This is a genomic window from Priestia sp. VA7 (assembly GCF_055710015.1).
In genome coordinates this window covers 506087-526300 of the sequence record NZ_JBVQPN010000003.1, presented here as the reverse complement: position 1 = coordinate 526300, position 20214 = coordinate 506087, and the positions used below count along the sequence as shown (strand labels likewise).

20 protein-coding genes are annotated in these 20214 nt (G+C 38.7%); 3 read left to right on the top strand and 17 right to left on the bottom strand.

Features of this window, described 5'->3' with window-relative positions:
- Positions 1-157 precede the first annotated feature (157 nt).
- On the bottom strand, positions 158-619 hold the full coding sequence (locus tag AC0C45_RS15465) for a hypothetical protein (protein ID WP_228459514.1): 462 nt from the start codon (positions 617-619) through the stop codon (positions 158-160).
- Between the two features lie 272 nt (positions 620-891).
- Between AC0C45_RS15465 and AC0C45_RS15460 the strand changes: the two genes are divergently transcribed.
- Complete coding sequence (locus tag AC0C45_RS15460; protein WP_047932270.1) at positions 892-1530, top strand: HoxN/HupN/NixA family nickel/cobalt transporter; 639 nt, start codon at positions 892-894, stop codon at positions 1528-1530.
- A 255-nt stretch (positions 1531-1785) separates the two neighbouring features.
- Here the strand turns inward: AC0C45_RS15460 and AC0C45_RS15455 are convergent, their stop codons facing one another.
- The 8 genes from AC0C45_RS15455 to AC0C45_RS15420 form a co-directional block, all read right to left on the bottom strand.
- Positions 1786-2595, bottom strand: coding sequence for an urease accessory protein UreD (locus tag AC0C45_RS15455; RefSeq protein WP_016764673.1), 810 nt, complete (start codon positions 2593-2595; stop codon positions 1786-1788).
- On the bottom strand, positions 2592-3206 hold the full coding sequence (gene ureG / locus AC0C45_RS15450; protein ID WP_013057654.1) for an urease accessory protein UreG: 615 nt from the start codon (positions 3204-3206) through the stop codon (positions 2592-2594). The genes AC0C45_RS15455 and ureG overlap by 4 nt, the downstream gene beginning before the upstream one ends.
- Positions 3207-3244: 38 nt before the next feature.
- A complete protein-coding gene (locus AC0C45_RS15445) occupies positions 3245-3931 on the bottom strand; it encodes an urease accessory protein UreF (RefSeq protein WP_034650871.1) in 687 nt (228 codons plus the stop codon).
- Positions 3924-4370, bottom strand: a complete 447-nt coding sequence (gene ureE / locus AC0C45_RS15440) for an urease accessory protein UreE (RefSeq protein ID WP_047932268.1) — start codon at positions 4368-4370, stop codon at positions 3924-3926. The genes AC0C45_RS15445 and ureE overlap by 8 nt, the downstream gene beginning before the upstream one ends.
- A gap of 10 nt (positions 4371-4380) precedes the next feature.
- Positions 4381-6090, bottom strand: a complete 1710-nt coding sequence (ureC, locus tag AC0C45_RS15435) for an urease subunit alpha (protein WP_034650864.1) — start codon at positions 6088-6090, stop codon at positions 4381-4383.
- 1 nt (position 6091) lies between these two features.
- Entirely contained in the window at positions 6092-6418 is a 327-nt protein-coding gene (locus AC0C45_RS15430; RefSeq protein ID WP_013083758.1) for an urease subunit beta, read from the bottom strand.
- 14 nt (positions 6419-6432) lie between these two features.
- Positions 6433-6735, bottom strand: coding sequence for an urease subunit gamma (locus AC0C45_RS15425; protein WP_013057659.1), 303 nt, complete (start codon positions 6733-6735; stop codon positions 6433-6435).
- Positions 6736-6888: 153 nt separating this feature from the next.
- Entirely contained in the window at positions 6889-7938 is a 1050-nt protein-coding gene (locus tag AC0C45_RS15420) for an anthranilate phosphoribosyltransferase (RefSeq protein ID WP_472928246.1), read from the bottom strand.
- 194 nt (positions 7939-8132) lie between these two features.
- Here AC0C45_RS15420 and AC0C45_RS15415 point away from each other — a divergent pair, with 194 nt between their 5' ends.
- Positions 8133-9275 carry a C40 family peptidase gene (locus AC0C45_RS15415; protein WP_257062127.1) on the top strand — a complete coding sequence of 381 codons (1143 nt, stop codon included), beginning with the start codon at positions 8133-8135 and terminating at the stop codon, positions 9273-9275.
- An 80-nt stretch (positions 9276-9355) separates the two neighbouring features.
- Here AC0C45_RS15415 and AC0C45_RS15410 read toward each other — a convergent pair whose 3' ends face one another.
- The 6 genes from AC0C45_RS15410 to AC0C45_RS15385 all read right to left on the bottom strand — a co-directional run bounded on the left by AC0C45_RS15410 (position 9356) and on the right by AC0C45_RS15385 (position 14896).
- A complete protein-coding gene (locus AC0C45_RS15410; protein WP_047932266.1) occupies positions 9356-10357 on the bottom strand; it encodes a 3D domain-containing protein in 1002 nt (333 codons plus the stop codon).
- A gap of 355 nt (positions 10358-10712) precedes the next feature.
- Complete coding sequence (gene nfsA, locus AC0C45_RS15405; protein ID WP_034650851.1) at positions 10713-11462, bottom strand: oxygen-insensitive NADPH nitroreductase; 750 nt, start codon at positions 11460-11462, stop codon at positions 10713-10715.
- Between the two features lie 92 nt (positions 11463-11554).
- Positions 11555-12688, bottom strand: a complete 1134-nt coding sequence (locus AC0C45_RS15400) for an MGDG synthase family glycosyltransferase (protein WP_034650848.1) — start codon at positions 12686-12688, stop codon at positions 11555-11557.
- Positions 12685-13278, bottom strand: a complete 594-nt coding sequence (locus AC0C45_RS15395; protein WP_237892489.1) for a DedA family protein — start codon at positions 13276-13278, stop codon at positions 12685-12687. Before AC0C45_RS15395 ends, AC0C45_RS15400 begins: the two co-directional genes overlap by 4 nt.
- A 15-nt stretch (positions 13279-13293) precedes the next feature.
- Positions 13294-14004 carry a polysaccharide deacetylase family protein gene (locus AC0C45_RS15390; protein WP_171777019.1) on the bottom strand — a complete coding sequence of 237 codons (711 nt, stop codon included), beginning with the start codon at positions 14002-14004 and terminating at the stop codon, positions 13294-13296.
- Positions 14005-14293: 289 nt separating this feature from the next.
- A complete protein-coding gene (locus AC0C45_RS15385; protein WP_016764687.1) occupies positions 14294-14896 on the bottom strand; it encodes an alpha/beta hydrolase in 603 nt (200 codons plus the stop codon).
- Between the two features lie 821 nt (positions 14897-15717).
- On the opposite strand from AC0C45_RS15385, the gene AC0C45_RS15380 reads away from it, so the two are divergent.
- Positions 15718-17508: a transglycosylase domain-containing protein gene (locus AC0C45_RS15380; protein ID WP_237892491.1), complete on the top strand. Its 1791-nt coding sequence runs from the start codon at positions 15718-15720 to the stop codon at positions 17506-17508.
- Between the two features lie 35 nt (positions 17509-17543).
- Here the strand turns inward: AC0C45_RS15380 and AC0C45_RS15375 are convergent, their stop codons facing one another.
- Both AC0C45_RS15375 and AC0C45_RS15370 read right to left on the bottom strand, forming a co-directional pair.
- Positions 17544-18875: a polysaccharide biosynthesis protein gene (locus tag AC0C45_RS15375; protein WP_013083768.1), complete on the bottom strand. Its 1332-nt coding sequence runs from the start codon at positions 18873-18875 to the stop codon at positions 17544-17546.
- A gap of 294 nt (positions 18876-19169) precedes the next feature.
- Positions 19170-20087: a DMT family transporter gene (locus AC0C45_RS15370; protein WP_237892492.1), complete on the bottom strand. Its 918-nt coding sequence runs from the start codon at positions 20085-20087 to the stop codon at positions 19170-19172.
- Positions 20088-20214 lie beyond the last annotated feature (127 nt).

The window sequence follows — 20214 nt, the reverse complement described above, 5'->3', positions numbered from 1 at the left end:
TGTGCTCTTTTTTATGAGTAGTCCGCGCTCTCTTAAAATTATGTAAAAACAGCCACTGTTAGTACGTTCCCTAAATAAGAGACTTTATTACTTATTTATAAACAAAAATAAAATAAACGTCCATTAAAATCTACGGATGTATAGATTGTAATGACGTTTATTTTTTCTTATGTATATACACTTCTAATAGCTTTTTGACAATGAGTCCGACAACAAGTCCAGGTATAACAGACAGCATAGGAAGCCAAATTGGTCCTATAAAAACACCGTTGATGGTTGTTACTGAGGAATACATAATGCCTACTGTAACAAAATAAGCACAGGAGACAAAAGGAATAAATGTAAATCTCGATGCGCCGTTTTCTGCTTCTTTAACAGCATCCCAAATTGCAAAAAAATATAAACATGGATAAAACATTAACCACTGTATGTTCATTACTTCTAGGGACTGCCTTGTTTCTCCTAAAAAGCTTAAGCGAATGCCTTCATTAAAATTTGCGCCCATATTAATGAGAAATTCAAGTACAATAAACAAAATTCCTTTTATATGTTTTTTGTTTAGTAATTGTCCAAAGCCCGGCAACGCAATGCTCCATAAAAGAGCTTCTAGTCTAGTCACGTTCTGTCCTAACATTTTGACGTATAAAAGAACTCCACAGCATAATATCAGTAGAAATTTTGTCCATAGTTATCAACCTCACAATAATTTACTCATAGTTTTTGTAAATGTAAAATTTTTATACTACATCTCCTTTAATATTTGTAACTTATTGTAAATTGATAAATAGTTTAGCTATTCGACCAGATATTTTCGTTTAGAATTTTCTGTTTATTAAAACAAAATCGTACGATATACTAGTGTTATACGTACGAAAGGATGAGAAAGCTGACATGGAAACAAGTTTTTTTTCAATTTTAATACTAGGGTTTCTTTTAGGAATCAAGCATGCTCTAGAACCAGATCATATTATCGCTGTATCAACCATTGCTTCAAAAAGTAAAAAACTGTGGCGCTCTTCGCTTGCAGGAGTGTACTGGGGGATTGGCCATACGCTTACGCTGTTTATTTTTGGCATGATTTTAATGGTGTTAAAAAGCAGTATTTCTGAACGTATGAGCATGTCACTTGAATTTTTAGTGGGCATTATGCTCGTTTACCTCGGTTTCACATCGTTTCTGTCTTACAAAAAACAAGTACATACGCATCACGAAAAAACGTCTTACTTAAAGTCATTGGGCATTGGCTTTGTTCATGGACTGGCCGGAAGCGCAGCGATGGTTGTATTAACGATGAGCACCGTTACTCACGTATGGCAAGGTGCTCTGTACATTATCATTTTTGGAATCGGCACTTGTCTTGGCATGCTGTTATTTACCACGGTCATTGGAATTCCATTCGTTACAACTAAAAAACAAGTGACGTTAAACCGCTGCTTACTGCAGGTAACAGGCGCTGTCAGCATTATATTTGGCCTTTATTATATGTATAATTTAGGTGTAAGCGACGGATTGTTTAGCCTGTGGTTCTAAAAGCGAATGAGACATAACGAAAACAATTCAATCTAAAGATGAATAAGTAGGATAAATGTCCTGGACTGCCTGTTCCACAGCTGTTGATTTTTGTGCAAGACGCCGCTTTGCCCTTTAATCAACGGGTAGAAGGAGCTACATACAGGAAACCTACGTTCACCCTACCAATAAAAAATCCGAACGAATTTGATTCTCCATTAAGAATCCAGCTCGTTCGGATCTTCTTTCAACTAACATATTTTTGTCCCAGCCTCTTTAATACTTACGCAAAAGTGATACTTCAGCTTTTAGTAAATGCTGTCGGAACAATCCGTATACTTTAGCGATTATGTCTTCAACTTCTTGTGTACTAGCAGCTAATATTCGAATAGCACATCCAGGGATCGGAAGTGCAGAAGCTCCTACTTTACAGCCTGCCTCTTCGCACAGCTGATGTACTTTCGCTGTAAATGCGTCGTCGGCGTTTGGATGAACAATGATAATCGATCCAAAATGAGTATACCCTTCCATTTTCATCATGCCGCGCAAATGGCTTTCTGGCTTCAAGTATAAGTGATCGTATACCTTCAGCTGCTCGTTTACATACAGTTTAAGCTTGGAACGCATAGAGGTATATTGAAACAGCTGCCCATCCGGTGACCACCCCGGGGTGATGCTGTCACACATAAACAAAGCAGCGTTTTGTGCCATACGAACCGTTATTTCTTGGACAAATGCAGCATTTTCATACAAAATAAGCGGGTCTGGTATATATTCCATGATTGCTTGTTCTTCAAGGGTTATACACGTTTCTTGTAAAACAGCTTTGTTCGGTGTTTTGTACACCTTTGTCGCAGATTGAGTAGTAGCCGTCAGCTGGGCATTTTTCTCTACCGTTATCATCGTTTTATACTTGTCTCCGCTTACGTATCCTCCGCCTACGTGAAGCATATAAACAAAAGGGGATTCAGGAGTCATGTAAATAGGTCTGGCAACTTTGAAAGCACCGTAATGGTACGTATCTTTAATAACGGTTCGCTCACTGTTTCTTTCTGCTCGAAGCTCTAAATAACCCGTGTAGCTCATGATTCAAGGCCGATTAAAAAGGCCTCTTTTTTAATCCATTCTATCACTTGGTCGAGCCCTTTATCTTCTTTTAAATTGGTGAAAACAAAAGGCTTGTGCCCTCTTGCTTGGATTGTATCTTTTTCCATTACTTCTAAACTGGCTCCTACATACGGGGCTAAATCTGTTTTGTTGATAATGAATAAATCAGATTTAATCATTCCTTGACCGCCTTTACGCGGGATTTTTTCCCCTTGTGCTACGTCGATGATATAAATCGAAAAATCAACGAGCTCTGGGCTAAACGTTGCGGCTAAATTATCTCCTCCGCTTTCTACAAAAATAAGTTCAACATCGGGGTGGCGTTCCACTAACTCATCGATCGCAGCAAAGTTCATAGATGCATCTTCTCGAATGGCCGTATGAGGACATCCTCCTGTTTCTACTCCTACGATACGATTTTCTGGCAAAATACTGTTTTTTACTAGAAATTGCGCATCTTCTTTTGTGTAAATATCGTTTGTAACGACTGCCATGCTTAGCTGTCCTTCTAGTGCACGCGTTAATCGTTCTACTAACATTGTTTTCCCTGCACCAACAGGTCCACCAATTCCAATTTTAATTGCATTCATTTTTACGCCTTCATTGTTAGAAGGCTTTCCCTCCTTTTTTATGACATGAACAATCGAACATGTAACTGTTCATGCTGCATTTGAGCAATTTCTAACCCTGGTGTCACCGCACCAAATTCCTCTTGATCTGCTTGTAAAATATGCTGAAGTGCTTGCTGCAGCAACGGCTGAAAAAGAACGAGCGTTTTTTGCCCATCGGTTTGCCCGATCGGTATGCCGCGAACAGCATTTTGAATTAACGAAGAAATACTAGCGTACAAGTGACTTAAAATTGCCTCTTCTTTTGTAATGTTTAACTGCAGGCTGGCTAATGCAAATACAACAGCAGGATGTCCATACGCCTTCTTTGCTTTTACTTCACTCATATACTTTTCTAAATAAGAGCCTTGAAATAACTCTAAGCAAAGTTTTAACATGCGCTGGCCCACGCGTCTCGTCCCTTCTCTTGTTTCTTTTGACAAAGCAAGAGCGTATAATTCATGATCCACTCTTATAATTTCGTTAAACTGGTCATGATTTGCATACTCATAAGCCAGTCTGCATGCTAAGCCGTCCGTATACGTCAGCTGAACATCAAGGTATGTACGAAGCGCTTCTTGAAAGGTTTCTGTGTTGTAAATTTGATCTCGCTGAATATACGTTTCAAAGCCAAACGAATGTGAAAATGCACCGGATGGAAAATTTGAATCACATAGTTGAATCAGCGAAAGCAATGAATTAGTCATGACTGTGTCCGATATGCTTAAAAGCTTGTTTTACTTTTCTTTTTTCGCGCTTATAGGGAATATCAAGCTGCTGAAGCAATTCTTCGACTAAATAATCGTACTGTACGAGCATGTCTCCACCTTCAAACTGTGCTGGCAAATGTCGGTTGCCAAGCTGGTGAGCAATTTCTCCCATTTGCTGAATATCAATCGGCTGAATGGTTAAAATATCGTCTGCCACCACCTGAACAACAATCATATTGCTTTCATCCATAAACAGCACGTCGCCATCAGTGAGCTCGCGATTTTCTTTTAGACGAATTCCTAGTTCCTTACCGTGATCTGTTACAACGCGCTGAACGCGTTTTACTAAGTGATCACTTTCGATATATACCGTTTCTATATGCGGAGCCCGTTTTTCTAATGTTGCCATATTTCCGATAATTTTTTCGATTACCATTTCTTTCACCTCAAAATAAAAAGTATCGCTGTGCCATAGGCACAACTTCTGCTGCTTCACATGTAATCATTTGTCCATCTACTTTTACTTCGTACGTTTGGGGATCAACTTCAATTTTAGGCATTTCCCCGTTTAACTTCATATCTGTTTTTTTTAATTGACGAATATTTTTGACCGGTTTAAGCAGCTTTTGCAACCCCAGTTTCTCGCCCACTTTGTTCTCGTACGCTGCTTTTGACACAAACGTAAGAGACGTTTTAGCTCTTGCTTTTCCATAAGAAGCAAACATCGGACGGTATAAAACCGGCTGTGGAGTTGGAATTGACGCGTTAGGATCTCCCATTAAGCTGTGTGCAATCAAACCGCCTTTTACAATCAAGTCAGGCTTTATTCCAAAAAAAGCTGGCTCCCATAGGACTAAGTCAGCCATTTTCCCTGTTTCTACTGATCCTACGTATTCCGAAATTCCATGAGCAATAGCTGGATTAATCGTATATTTAGCTACATAGCGTTTGACACGTGCGTTATCGCCAGCTTCGCTGTCACCATCAAGTTTCCCTCGCTGCTTTTTCATTTTGTCAGCTGTTTGCCACGTTCTTGTAATCACTTCTCCTACACGTCCCATTGCTTGGGAATCTGAAGAAATCATGCTGAATACACCTAAATCGTGTAAAATATCTTCAGCTGCAATGGTTTCTTTGCGAATGCGAGAATCAGCAAAAGCGATGTCTTCTGGTACAGAGGGATCAAGATGATGACATACCATGAGCATATCTAAATGTTCTTCAAGCGTGTTGACAGTATAGGGTCTTGTTGGATTAGTTGATGATGGAAGCACGTTTGGAAAGCTTGCCATTTCCATAATATCAGGTGCATGTCCGCCTCCAGCTCCTTCAGTATGATAGGTATGAATGACTCGATCGCCAATCGCTGCAATCGTATCTTCGACAAAGCCGCCTTCATTTAAAGTATCTGTATGAATCGCAATTTGGACATCGTACTCGTCTGCTACCTGTAAGCTTGTGTCAATGGCAGATGCCGTGGTTCCCCAGTCTTCATGAAGCTTTAGTCCAATCGCTCCAGCTTCAATTTGCTCAATTAAAGGCTCTTTGGCACTTGCATTCCCTTTTCCTAAAAAGCCAATATTCATTGGGAATGCTTCAGCAGCTTCAAGCATTCGTTCAATATGCCAAGCTCCGGGTGTACAAGTTGTAGCTTTTGTTCCTGTAGCCGGTCCCGTTCCTCCTCCAATCATTGTTGTAACTCCCGAGGCAAGAGCAGTTTCAATTTGCTGCGGACAAATGAAATGAATATGTGCATCAATACCGCCGGCGGTTACAATTTTCCCTTCAGCTGCAATCACTTCTGTACTGGCACCAATGATGATGTCTACTTCATTCATCAGCAGGGGATTGCCCGCTTTTCCGATAGTTTGAATGAGTCCATCTTTTATTCCAATATCTGCTTTATATATGCCTGTATAATCAACAATAATTGCATTTGTCAACACTAAGTCCGCTGCTTCGCTTCGTGTTGCAAGAGGATGCTGCCCCATTCCGTCACGAATGACTTTTCCTCCGCCGAACTTTACTTCATCTCCGTACGTGGTGAAATCTTTTTCAATTTCAATAAATAGCTCTGTGTCTGCTAAACGAACAGCATCTCCAACGGTTGGTCCAAACATATCTGCATACTGACGTCGCGACATTTGAAAACTCATCTTATACATCTTCCTTTCTATCAGAAAGCGATCTGTTTGTTTTATTGTTAAGACCGTAGATTTCTCTTGTTCCGGAGAAAGCAACGAGATCCACTTCTTTTGCATCACCTGGTTCAAAACGAACGGCTGTACCGGCCGGAATATTTAAATGATAGCCAAGCGAAGCTTCGCGGGGGAACTCAAGCGCAGCATTCACTTCAAAAAAATGAAAGTGTGACCCTACTTGAACAGGTCGATCGCCTCTGTTGATTACAGTCACGCTAATTGATTTCTTTCCGTTATTGCATGTGATTGGGTCTTTTTTTAAGAAATATTCCCCTGGAATCATATCTTTCCCTCCTCTTAACGAATTGGATCGTGCACAGTGACGAGCTTGGTTCCGTCTGGAAAGGTAGCTTCCACTTGAATATCATGAATCATTTCCGGAATACCTTCCATTACATCTTCTCGTTTTAAAATCTTGGTCCCTTCTCGCATTAGCTGTGCTACCGTCTTGCCATCACGAGCTCCTTCCATAATTTCATATGTAATAATAGCTACTGCTTCGGGATAATTAAGTTTTAATCCTCTTGTTTGACGGCGTCTTGCTAAGTCTGCAGCTACGACAATCATTAATTTTTCTTGTTCTCTCGACGTAAGTTTCAATGAAAGCTTCCTTTCTGCTAATCTATTTTCTAATTAACATCAAATGTGATATTTTCTAACACAAAATACATAACTAATTATAGTAAATTTTCTGACAAAAAACAAAGGATTTATCTCTTCCGCTAAAAAAAGATGAGCATGTTTGCTCACCTTTTACTCTTCTGAAATCGCTTGTGTTTTCCATTTCTGCAGGTGTTTCCAGCCCAAACCTTCAGCTAGCTGACGTTTTGCATAGTCTACTCCTTTTTCAATAGAAGCTTCATAGCCAAATAGATAATAGCGCAAGCCAGCGTTTAATACTACTTGATTATAGACGTAAGTCAGTTCGGAAGAAGATTCACCCTCCAGAATGCGCGTCACATATTCCACTTGTTTTTCAACACTTATTTTCTTTTCAAAGTGCTCTTCTTCCACAAACAGTCCGTATTCTTTTGGATTGACAATAAACGACTCCATCTCTCCTTCTGAGATCGTAAAAACAAAGCTGCTTCTATGTACAGGTACATCTTCTGATCCTTCTATCCCTTGTACCACGTATACGTGTTTGAAAGGCAGAGAAGCAAAAATAGGCACAATCTTATTAATGGCTGTACGGTGAAAAGCGCCCATCATTAAAGAAGAAGCATTCGATAAGTTTAGTAGTTTTTCAACCGTATTAATAAGTGTCCTTACACCAATTTCATGACGAACTTGTTTGATGCGGCTAAGAGGATAAGAGATTGTTTCGGCATTTACAAAGCCAATTTTTAACGTTTCAAACGCATGACCGATGTCTTCAATCGTTTGAGCTTGAGGGATCTGTAATGAATGAAGTACGTCTTCAATCGTTGTTCCAAACTTTGGAGGAAGTGCTTCTGTACAGTGTAAAAAAGCTGGCACACCTCTTTCAGCTAATAAAATTGATGCAGGAATGGTCGCAAAAAATGAATTCCTCCCTGCATAAGGGCTTGCAAAATCAATTGATTTATCTTTTAACGGCTGAGACAGCGATATTTCTTTTGTTTTTTCACGAAAAGCATGGACGAATCCCAATAGTTCATCTGCATTTTCAGTTTTAATACGTTCCGCGATAAAAAAAGCAGCGATCTGAGCATCCGTAGCTTGTCCAGAAGCGATTAAGCGAGCTGCTTCTTTTGCTTGTTCATACGTTAAGTCAGTTGATCCCCTTTTTCCGCGCGCTATTTCTTTGATAAATTGCTGCATATCGTACACTTCCTTTTTAACTGAATATTTGTACATTGTATCACATATTTTCTTTGTTCCTTAGATTATCTTCTATCTAGTACGCAAACTGCTAAAAAATATGAAATTAAAGGAAAAGTACTAGTTCTTTTATAACCTAATATAGTATAATCTATCTGCTATACTATTATTTGGATATTTGGGGGACTTTACAAATGAAAAAAGAGAAACTACTTGTACCATTTATAGCAGCATCTGTTTTAGTAGGAGCATCGGTGACAACGCCTGTTTTTAGTCACTCTGCTTATGCTGCTTCTTCTGTCAGCGTTTATCAAAAAGACGTTAATTCGCTAGCAGATTATTACGCACCATTTTATAAAACCGTAGAAAAAAAGCTAAAAGAAATTGAAGGAATAAAAGATGACGAAAAAGCGTTAGATGCATATGATCAGCTTGCGAATCAAATTGACCAGTTTCTAACAAAGACTGATAAAAATTATGCGATGAATCACCTTAATTCAGAAGCTGATCAGCTTCAAGGGTATTTATACGACAGCTTAATTGCTCTTTACAATTACATTGTAGATCTTGAAGACTATGCGTATGGAGATGTAAGTGACGCGGAATTTAATAAGATCTCTGCAAATTTTGAAAAAGAAATCAACGCATACAATACGCAATTTCAGCAAAAAGCGAAGAGCTATAAAACGAAGCGAAAAGTAGCGTTTAACGCAAATATGAGTTATTTGCTTGATGAAGATATTCAACCTTCACCAACAGCTCCATCTACACCGGCTGATAGCAATGGCACCTACACGGTGAAAAAAGGAGACACGCTGACAGCAGTCGCTAAAAAGTACGGCATGACGGTAGCTGAATTAAAAAAATTAAACAATTTAAAAACAGACGCGCTAAAAGTCGGACAAGTGCTGAAAGTGAAAAGTGCAAGCGCACCTTCGCCGGCTCCAGCACCTCAAACTTCTGTTAGTGCAAAACAGCAGCAAATTGTATCGTATGCTAAAACGCTAATTGGAAAGCCATATAAATATGGAGGTACGACACCAAAAGGTTTTGATGTATCAGGGTACACACAGTATGTATATAAAAACGCGGGTTCAAATATTTCTATCCCCCGTACAGTAGCAGATCAGTATAAAAGCGGTACGGACGTAAAGCAAAACAGCCTGCGGGCTGGAGATTTAGTTTTCTTTAAAAACGGCAAATCCGTTTCAGTCGTAGGAATTTACCTAGACAAACAAGAATTCATTTATGTCAGCAGCAAAGGCGTTAAAACGCAATCAATTTCAACAGCGTACTGGAAAAACAGCTATGCGGGCGCAAAGCGTATTATAAAGTAAAAAGAGGTGCCATAAGGCACCTCTTTTGCTTTACTAGCTATGTATTTCTATACTAGACTAGCAATTTTATAAAGAACTTCTTAGTTCATAACCGTAATTTTAACAGATTTTCTTCCGAACTGTTGAGCATCACCTTCAGCAGGAACGAATACATCAATTCGATTGCCTTTAATTGCTCCACCTGTATCGGCAGCTACAGCTTCACCATAGCCTTCTACATAAACTTTCGAACCTAATGGAATAACACTAGGGTCAACAGCGATTACTTTTTGATTTGGATTTGCTTTTAAATCCACTCCTGTAGCGGTTGTACCGCTACATCCAGCACAATTAGCCGTATAGGCAGTTGCTTCAACTGTCATTGATTTGCCGCTGGCTTGTTGTGACGATTCAGCAGGTTGTTGTTCTTTTTGAGCCTGTTCAGCTTGAGCCTGCTGCTGCTCTTTTTGAGCTTGTTCAGCTTGAGCCTGCTGCTGCTCTTTTTGAGCTTGTTCAGCTTGAGCCTGCTGCTGCTCTTTTTGAGCTTGTTCAGCTTGAGCTTGCTGCTGCTCTTTTTGAGCTTGTTCAACTTGAGCTTGCTGCTGTTCTTCTTGAGTTTGTTCAACTTGAGCTTGCTGCTGTTCTTCTTGAGTTTGTTCAGCCGGCGCTTGAGCTTGCTGAGCTTCTGGAGCAGCTTGGGCTACTGAAGGGCTTGATTGCTGAGCTTGGCCGTTTGGAGACTGAATTTTTAATTGTTCGCCAGGATAAATTAAATCTGACTTCAGTCCGTTCCATTCTTTAATTTGATCTACCGTCACGCCGTATTGCTGACTGATAGACCATAATGTGTTTCCTTGCTGAACTTTGTGCGTCATTTCTTTTATAGTAGCTACGTTTAATTCTTGATTTGGATAAATAATATTAGATGTTAAGTTGTTTGCATCTTTTAGCTCGTCTACGCTCACGCTGTGCTTTTGAGCGACTTTCCATAACGTATCACCTTTTTCTACGTGATACGTTCCGCTTGTAGAAGCAGAAGCTGCACCTACAAATCCTGCTGAAAGGATTGCTGTTGTTCCTAGAGTAAATATAAATTTTTTCATTACGAATACCTCCTTATTTACTCAATGATTGAATGATATCATCCTCACATTTCACAGCCGTTACAGAGCCATGCTACTTTTATTACAAAACTTAACAAAACAGAACATTCAATCGTAATATTTCTGATAATTTGGCTATATGATGAAACGTTTCTACTTTTTACTGCTTTTTATTGTTGTTTTTACTAAAATAGTTAAATTTCTCTACCATTGCTGACTATGCCTCTTCTTTTTTATTGATCATTTAACGGGTATATTCAGTTTTTTTATAACAAAAAAAGCGAACCGCTAATCAAAAATTTTGATTAGCGGTTCGCTTTTCAATTCGGCTAAAATACTTTTGTCCCAGCTTTTTTTATTTCTTGTTAAATCCTTGCTTTTCAACAAATTCTTTCATATACATACGCTTAGGATTGGAAAGCATGTCGGCCATTTGACCAGTCCATGTGTCTTGGCGTTTGCCATTTGTTCTTTCGTTGTAATAAGCAGAAATTTCTTCGTTGTACGCTGTTAATTCTTTTTTCGTCTGCTCATCGTTCGGCTCATATGTTTCTTCATGATACACATGTTTAAATGGTAAGCGCGGCTTTTTATCCGTAATACCCGCTGGGTGTCCAACGGTTAGACCAAATAACGGAATTACATGATAAGGCAGTTTTAACAATTTGCTTACTTCTTCTAATTCGTTACGCAAACCGCCGATGTAACAAGCTCCAAGTCCCATTGATTCAGCAGCAAGCGTTGCATTTTGCGCAGCAAGGGCAACGTCAATAATAGCTACCATAAACTGCTCTGTGCTTTCGAGGGCTGTCGATAAATCTTTTTTCTCCATTTCCGCAATGACATCATGACGATGAAAGTCAGCGCAAAATACAAAGAAGTGTCCATTTGTTTCTACGTAAGGCTGATTTCCTGCTAATTGAGCAAGCTTTCGCTTCGTTTCTTTATCTTTTACTCCAATAATGGAATACGCTTGAATATAGCTTGATGTGGAAGCTGCCTGTGCGCTTTCTACAATCGTCTGAATTTGCTCTTCTGACAATGGTTTGTCTTCATATTTGCGAATAGAACGATGATTTAAAATCGTTTCAATAACTGAGTTCATATTATAATCTCCTTTTACTTCATCTAACCTTCTACAGTTGTTATCTCTACAGTTAGTTTATCGAATGTAAAAAGAAATAACCAATGTTCTGCTTAAAATTGATTTTGACTTGTCTCATATCGATACAGCTTAAAGTGATCTGCAAGCACGTGATCTACTTTTACTTCTAAGCTGTCTACATATTCGTCCATCCGTTTTATCAACCGGTTTCGTTTCACATCATTTTCTAAAATGTTCTTAAGCTGCTGTTCAAAGGCTTCAGCCTCATTAAGCGGTATCAGCAGCTCTTTTTCTTTTAGATATTCAATGTTAATTTGTTCTTGACCGGGAAGAGAGGAGTGAATAAAAATAGGTAGTCTTTTGTGAAGGGCTTCGCTAATTGTCACTCCTCCCGCTTTTGTGACAATGGCATCTGCTCCCTCATATAAATCATTCATTTTCTCTCTCGATTTTACATACGAGACCGCTTTAATTCTCGGGTGGTTTAATTTTATTAGTTCTTGATACAACTTTTTGTTTTTTCCGCACAGCACATAATACATATACGTACAGTTTTGCGGAAGCTGCTGAAGCATTTTGCGTACATTTCCAAGGCCGGAATTCCCTCCGGCAATCAGTATATGTTTCTGTGGCATAAGATGGTCAATCCTTCTTTTTAAAAACGCTTTATGAACAGGAATTCCCGTTACATAAATAGAAGACTCTTTTACACCGTGAACGTTTTGTAAAAACGCTTTTGTATCCTGATCAGGCACGCAGTGAAGCTCAATTCCATTTTTACCCCATACGTCGCTTACTAAGAAGTCTGTGTATACGTTTATAATAGGAAGATCAATGATTCCTTTTTCTTTTAACCCGCTTAATACACAGGAAGGAAAGCTGTGTGTACAAACAATGACATCCGGCTGCTCTGCATCAATTAATTTCTTCATATGGTATTCGATAATCGGCCACTTTTTCACAACAAAATCGTCCATCGTATGGTCGTTTTTTTTGTATACATGACCGTAATAAAATTTTTCAAACTGCTTTGGGAAAACAGAAATCCATTTCATGTATATCGATGAAATCATTTGTTCAAGCGGTTTGCTCCAATAGCTTAAACAATCAATTTTTTGACAAATAACGTGCGAAAAACGCTCCATAATGGCATCCATAACGGCGTCTGCTACTTGGTGATGACCAGATGGCATCTGAAAAAGCGGTAAGAATAAAACCTTCCTCATTGACCATCCCTCCTCTCAAGACGTTTTCGGTTTCTTGTTCTTTTTATAAGTAAATAAATGACAAAAAAAGCTACAGCGCCCATGATGATATACGAAATATGAATTCGATCTCCTACGTAGTAACCTAGAATCAGAAAAGAAAGGACCCATACTAGACTTCCTACTAACGATAACAATAAATAAAGGAAAAACGGATAGCGACTTATTCCCGCCATATATGGGCTAATTTGACGCAAGCCTGGAATATATAAACCAAATAAAATGGTCCATATCCCATATTTATGGTAGCTGCCGCTTGCCGCTTCAATTTTCTCTTTGGTTAACCCTACGTATCTTCCGTATTTATCAAAAAATGGGGTTCCCGCATACCTTCCTAGCCCGTAAGCAGTAAGCATTCCAGTGATAACACCTAAAAAAGCAAAAAGAGATGATTCGTATAAGTTCAGCTGATGTTTGGCAATAAACATGCCTAATAATATTAAAAACGATTCTTCAGGCGCTGGAATTCCAACAATCCCACAAAAAAGTACAAGTAAAATAACAATATAACCATAGGAATGTATATACTGAGAAATAATTGTTAAGTCCACTGCTCGCTCCTCTATTTACGATTGATTCATCAATTGCTGCATGGTTATACTTTCATACCCTTGCTGTTTTAAGTAAGGTAAAAATTCTTCTAACGCCGCAATCGTCATTTCAGGTGCTTTTTCATCTGCTCCCGGGGTATCTCCATTATCGTGTAAAACAAAAATGGCTCCATCTTCTACTTTACGCATTAGTTTTTGAACTAATGCCGTTTTCGTTGTTTTTAGTGTCCAATCCTGAAAGATTCCTGTCCAGATCACAAGGTGATATGGCTTGGCCATTGATAAACTGCTCATATTTAAATGTCCCCACGGCGGACGATAAAAAAGCGGCTTTTGATTGGTTACTTTCTCTATAACCTGTGCACATTGATGAATTTGTCTTTTTAATTGCCAAGGTGTTTGCGTCCATGCACTCACATGACGATGATGATGTATAGCTATTTCATGTCCTTCATCAATCATTCTGTTTAAAATAGACGGGTGTTTCTCCCCTAGTTCTCCCACAATAAAAAAAGTAGCTTTCATTTCATGCAGTTTGAACAAGTCCAAAATTTTTGGTGTATAAACAGGATGAGGTCCGTCATCAAATGTTATAGCTATTTTATGCTTTTTTGCCCCTTTTATTATGACTGATGAATGATAGCGACGGTAAAGGGTTTGCGAAATAATGGTATATACACATATAACCATTAGAACGAAAAGTAAAACAATAAAAAAACGAGTCATATGCTTTTAACCATCCTTTTGAATTTAAATCCTGCATTTATTATAACGGTTTACTCAGACTTTGGTTTCATTTTTTTGTGATAGAAGCCAAGAATTTTAAAATAATTTGATACTTCACCTAAAAATAGCTATTCTGCAAGGATATACCGGAAATAAAATGATATCATAAAATTTCCCTTCATTCAGTAAAAAAAGTACTTTTTACCATTTATATCTATCTTTTGTACGATAACTTTCATTATTTTTTAAAAATAAAAAACTTCCCGCACGAATGCGGAAAGTTTTTAAATTAAAATTTTGCTCGATACCATTTTTCAGCTGCTTCAATTTCTGTTCGTGTTAACTGATGGCCAAATGATTCCCAATGCACCTGTACGTCCGCTCCAGCTTTTTCTAAAAGCGCAGAAAGTTCTTCCGTTTCTGATGCTGGGCAAATAGGGTCGTTTTTGCCTGCGCCAATAAAGATAGAAGCGTCGGTCTTAGGAACTTCAATTCCTCTTCTTGGAACCATCGGATGAAGAAGAGCCGCCCCTTTTAAAGAATTCTCATAATGAAATAGCAAACTTCCTGCAATATTGGCACCATTTGAGTAGCCTACAGCTACGATGTTGTGTCGATCGAATGAGTATGTTTCAGCCGCTTCATCTAAAAATTGATGAAGTTCTTTTGTGCGTTCAATTAAATCTTCTATATCAAATATTCCTTCTTGTAAACGTCTAAAGAAACGAGGCATTCCGTTTTCTAGTACATTTCCTCTTACAGATAATACCGAGCAAGAGGAATCAATCATATCGGCAACAGGAAGCAGATCTTGTTCTGTACCTCCTGTACCATGCAACAGCAATAAAGTCGGTTTCGTCTCGTCCGTTCCTTTTTTAAAAATATGTTTCACGTATATCCACTCCTTTTAAATATCTCGAATTAAAGATAATTTTATTATAAGAACTTTCGAAGCATTTGTAAAGGAACTACTGTCAAAGAAATACCTGTATGTTTTGCTGGCAGTATCACATAATACTGAATAACTTCATATGGCCATTGCTCATATGCAGCTAGGTATTTAATTCGTTTGACTTACAGCGGGGAAAGAAATATTCCACTTTTAGCTAAGTGCTCCCGTCAAAAGGTGGATAATGATTAAAACTCGCCCGTCCTCCTTAGTATAAAAAGTGCCCTAGTCTGATAAATTAGTTAATTTTTTCTTTATTTCGTTACTTTCAACAGATATCAGCATTTATACCCGAACGTACTAAATCTTATTTCGTATACGTGTTACAACAACTTTTTTCTATGAGAAACAGAACGTAAAATATCAGCTTGTTTTTTCATAAAGGGGAACAAAGCCCCGAATGGTGCTTTATACGACTTTATTTGACAAACACAAATTTATGGGTAAACTAAGTTCAGATGATTGTATTTCACTTTGTTTCAGTTTAATAAAAAACGAAGCATCTGCGAGTAAGCAAAAAATAACTGCGTAAAGAGCTATTTATGTCAATCATCTTATACCCTAAAAACTTACCTGCACTTGAATAATAGCCTTTATTAAACTTAGCGCGTCAGCTTGTGAACGTTAATACTTTATCACCCATTTCTCTGTTAAAAGATTGAATGGGTCAACAAACTTCAGCATTCTTTACATAACGACCTTGTAAAGACGAAGAATGTAGCTATGTGTGAACATGGAATTATTACTTAGTGGAGTGAACCAACATGAGGAAATTTATTTTAGCCTTTTTAGTCGTTGTTTTAATTGTAATGCTGGGAGTTACCTATGTATTAAAGCAATTTCAGCAAACGGCTGATTTATCTTACTCGAAACTGCAGTCGGTTCAAAGTACGGTAGTCTATGACAAAAATGACCGTAAGATTGACGAATTGTATAAAACCGTTCCCCGTCAAAATGTTTCGAGCAATGAAATTCCCGATTATGTAAAAATGGCGTTTGTTGCAACGGAAGACCGTCGCTTTTACAAGCATTTTGGGATTGATTTACAAGGTATTGGCCGCGCCCTTTTTAAGAACATTGTAACAATGAGTAAAGCTGAAGGCGCAAGTACCATTACACAGCAGCTAGCAAGAAATCTTTACTTATCTAGTGATAAGACCATTAAACGTAAAGTAGATGAAATGTTTCTATCACTTGGCTTAGAAAGACAATTTACAAAAGATCAAATTTTGGAATTATATTTAAATCAAATTTATTTCGGAAGCGGTGTATATGGTATTGGTGCAGCTTCTCAGCTTTATTTTAATAAGCCTGTATCAGATTTAACCGTAGGCGAAGCTGCGCTTTTAGCGGGACTGCCAAAAGCGCCGAGTACGTATTCACCAAGCAATAGTACAGAAAAAGCGACAGCCCGACGAAACGTTGTATTGAAACTGATGCATGACCAAAACGTTATTAGCGATACTCAGTATCAGCAAGCGTTAAACGAACGTGTAGTCAAGCCTAGTATTCCTGTTAAAAAACCGAACTCCAATCAAGCATTTATTGATTATGTAATTAAAGAAGCTGCTCAACAGTATGGCGTATCTGCTGATGACCTTTATAAGGGTGGTTATGCCATTTATACAGATTTAGATCCTAATTTACAGGAATCGATTAATAACTCTGTAGCAAATCATACGTTCCGAGATGATGACATCAACAGCAAAGTAGAGGTTGGGATTTCAGCTGTTAACCCTAAAACAGGTGGGATCTCAGCGATGTATGGAGGACGCAGCTATGAACGAAACGGCTTAAACCGTGCTACAAGCGGCTATCAGCTTGGTTCAGCTATTAAGCCGTTAGCCGTATACGGTCCAGCCTTAGAAACTGGAGATTATACACCAACTTCACTCTTAAGTGACGAACGACAAGACTTTGGCGGTGGATATAGCCCTAAAAATGCAGAAGGTGAATATCAAAAGCATGTGACAATGCGTGAAGCACTTACTCGTTCACTTAACGTTCCAGCTGTTTGGCTTTTAAAACAAATTGGTATTGATACAAGCGCAAAATTCATGGAAAAAGCTGGACTTCCTCTTGAAGATGATGATAAGTCAAAATTAGGGCTTGCTCTTGGAGGAACGACCACAACGTTCTCTCCCCTTCAGTTAGCACAAGGATATACTACTTTTGCTAACAAAGGCGTCATGACTAAGCCGTACGCAATTCGAAAAATTGAGATGCGCGACGGTGAAGTGAAAAAGCCAGACATTCAGACAGAGCAAGTAATGAGTGAAGAAAATGCAGATACAATGACATCCATGCTGCAAGATGTGATTGAAAAAAGCTATGGAACAGGTGTTAACGCTCGTTCTTCACGAGATGCTGCAGGTAAAACCGGTACAACCAACGATGTCAAAGATGCTTGGTTTGTCGGGTATACCGATGATGCAGTCGTTTCTATCCACGCTGGCTTTGATAATGCTAATTCTACGCAAACAACGAAATACTTATCAGGCGGCGGTGGACAAGACCCTGCTACACTGTTTAGCTCAATTATGAATAACTGGTAACCAAAAAACCTCCAACTTCACTGTTGGAGGTTTTTTTAGGATAAATGCGTTTTATGCTTAAGTGAAAAAAAGGAAACATTAATGACTTTGCAAATCGTTACATAGTGCAGAACGGTCAGGACAACCACGCCACAGTTCATCCCGATAATAATTCCCTGCATGCCAATATTTGTTTGTGATCCTAAGAAAAACATCAGGGAAAAAGATACAATATGAGACCAAATCGTATGATAAAAAGCATCTTTTACATAGCCAAGGCCAATTAAATAAGCTTGAAGCGGGACGGCAAAAAAGTGAAAAAGAAAATACGGCCATAAAGCCTTTAGGTAGTACACGGCTTCTGTAGAATGAAAAAACAAGTTAGTAAGCGGCTCAGCAAAGAAATACATCGCCACTATAGACGGAATCCCATATAAAAATGTCATTTGCATACTTTGAGTCAAAAGTCTTTGAAGCTGTTCTTCCTGATTTTTCGCATGAGCTTCAGATACAGCAGGTATTAGTGCTACTAAAAGAGAATGAGCAAAGAAAGCCGGAAAAAAGCCGATCGACATCGCTACCCCTGTTAGCATACCAAAATGCTGCGTTGCCCCGGTTAAAGTCATGCCCGATAAAACGAGCGCGTGTTTGATTAAAAACGGCTGAATAGCATTACATACCGCATTAAATAAACGCAGTCCCGTGGTCGGAAGTGAGACGCCTAACAGCTTTTTCCGAATCTCACTTGGAGAAAGCAGAGGTCTGTGCCCTCTTGATAAAACACTTAACTGGGTAACATACGTGATAAAAAAATAAAGCAAAATAACAGCTTCGGTCCCAATTAGCGTACAAATCGCAATAAACAGCGACATTTTAACATCTGTGAAAGCAAACATTTGAAACACAATAAATAAAATCGTTAGCTGAAAGGCTTTGCGGATAAAATTAGACACAGCGATAGTCGTCATATTATTTTTACCCGTAAAATATCCACGAAGCACCGCTGAAAACGAAACAACCGGAATGAAACATAGGACAACCCATTTTAAGTAAGGATGATAGTGACTGAAAAATGGAAAGGCTGCTAATACTGCTAGTGTAATAAAAAAGATTCCCAAGCTCACAGCAGTAGCAAAAATGGTGGCATGCTTCATCATATGCTGATGTTCTTTGCGATGATGTTCAGCAAGAAATTTAGAAATAGAAATAGGCAGTTCTAAGTTGGCTACGGTGGCAATAAGAAAAATGATAGGAAGAACAGTCATGTACATGCCCATGCCTTCCCTTCCTAATTCTCTAGCAAGTACCATATTTACAAGAAATTCAATTAACTCTCCTGCAAAGGCAGCACCTGCTAGAATAAATGTTCCTTTCAAAAAAGTGTTCATCTCGTTATCTCCTCTATCTCCCGTCCTTTTTCATCACTACCTCTTCTCTCTATGTATATGACAAGCCCAATACGAATTATTTGTCTAATTGTATTTTTTCGGTGTACAAGTTCTTGTATAATGTTCAACCTATGTGAAAAAAAACCGTTATATACCTTTTTCACATAGGAAATTCATTCATTTCTTATACTTTGGCTCTTGAAACTTACATAGAAAAACAGGAGACTGAGTGAACCTGCCGATTGCTAATTGGAATAGAGCATGTTGTTTTAATGTAACAAATCCACATATTAGTTAAGCGTCTTTATTCACTATTTTCTGTGGATGCACTTCTTTTTTTGACACCGAAGCGTTTTTGCCTAGTACAACCGAAAAAACAACAATTATTGCTGTAGCAAGAGTAAAAAGTGTAATCGTTTCACCTAGAAATAGAGCTGCAAACAGAATCATTAAAAATGGCTGTAAATATTGAACTTGGCTAACTCTGGCTATTCCACCCATAGCCATCCCGCTGTACCAAGCAACGTATGCCAAAAATTGACTCACTACTGAGAGATAAATCAAACTAACCCATGCTTGTAAAGGCGCATGGAGCATTTCAGCTGTAATGCTTAGTCCCACTGGAACCATAAAAAATGGTGCATCGATGATAATGGCCCAAGCAATTACTTGCCAGCTGCCTAATTCTCTTGCTAACACCCCTCCTTCTGCATAGCTCAGTCCAAGTATCAGCACCGCTGCTAGTAAAGCTGCATCAGCAAACTGCAGTTGACCGAATCCAAGGTGAAGAGCATACACGATAACGGCTGCCGAACCAATCATACTTGATATCCAGAATTTTAAAGAAGGGCGTTCACCCCCTCTAAACATCGCAAAACCGGCTGTGGCTAATGGTAAAAGAGCGAGTTCAACCGCTCCGTGAGAAACAGGCAAGGATTTCATTGCCCAAGAAGTGAGCAGAGGAAACCCTAAAACTGCGCCTAAAGCGACGATCAGCAGACTTTTAAATTGGCGGAGAGAAGGAAATTTTTCTTTTCGTACAATCAATATCACAGCTACTAAAACAGCAGCTACAGCTGTTCTTCCTAAACCGGCGACTGTCGTTCCGAAATACTCGACTGCAATGCTTGTAGAAGGAAGGGTTAAGCTAAAACAGATAACGCCTACTAATCCCAACAATACACCCATTTTCTCTCTAATTTCTTTTTGCATCTTACCCTACCCCTGTCTTTTTATTTTTCAGAACTGTACCATTTTTCTAAAAAAAGTTCTGATATAATTAAAAGGATAGCGCAGGACAACTACTAAAATAAATCATTCTTTTACCTATCTGTACGGG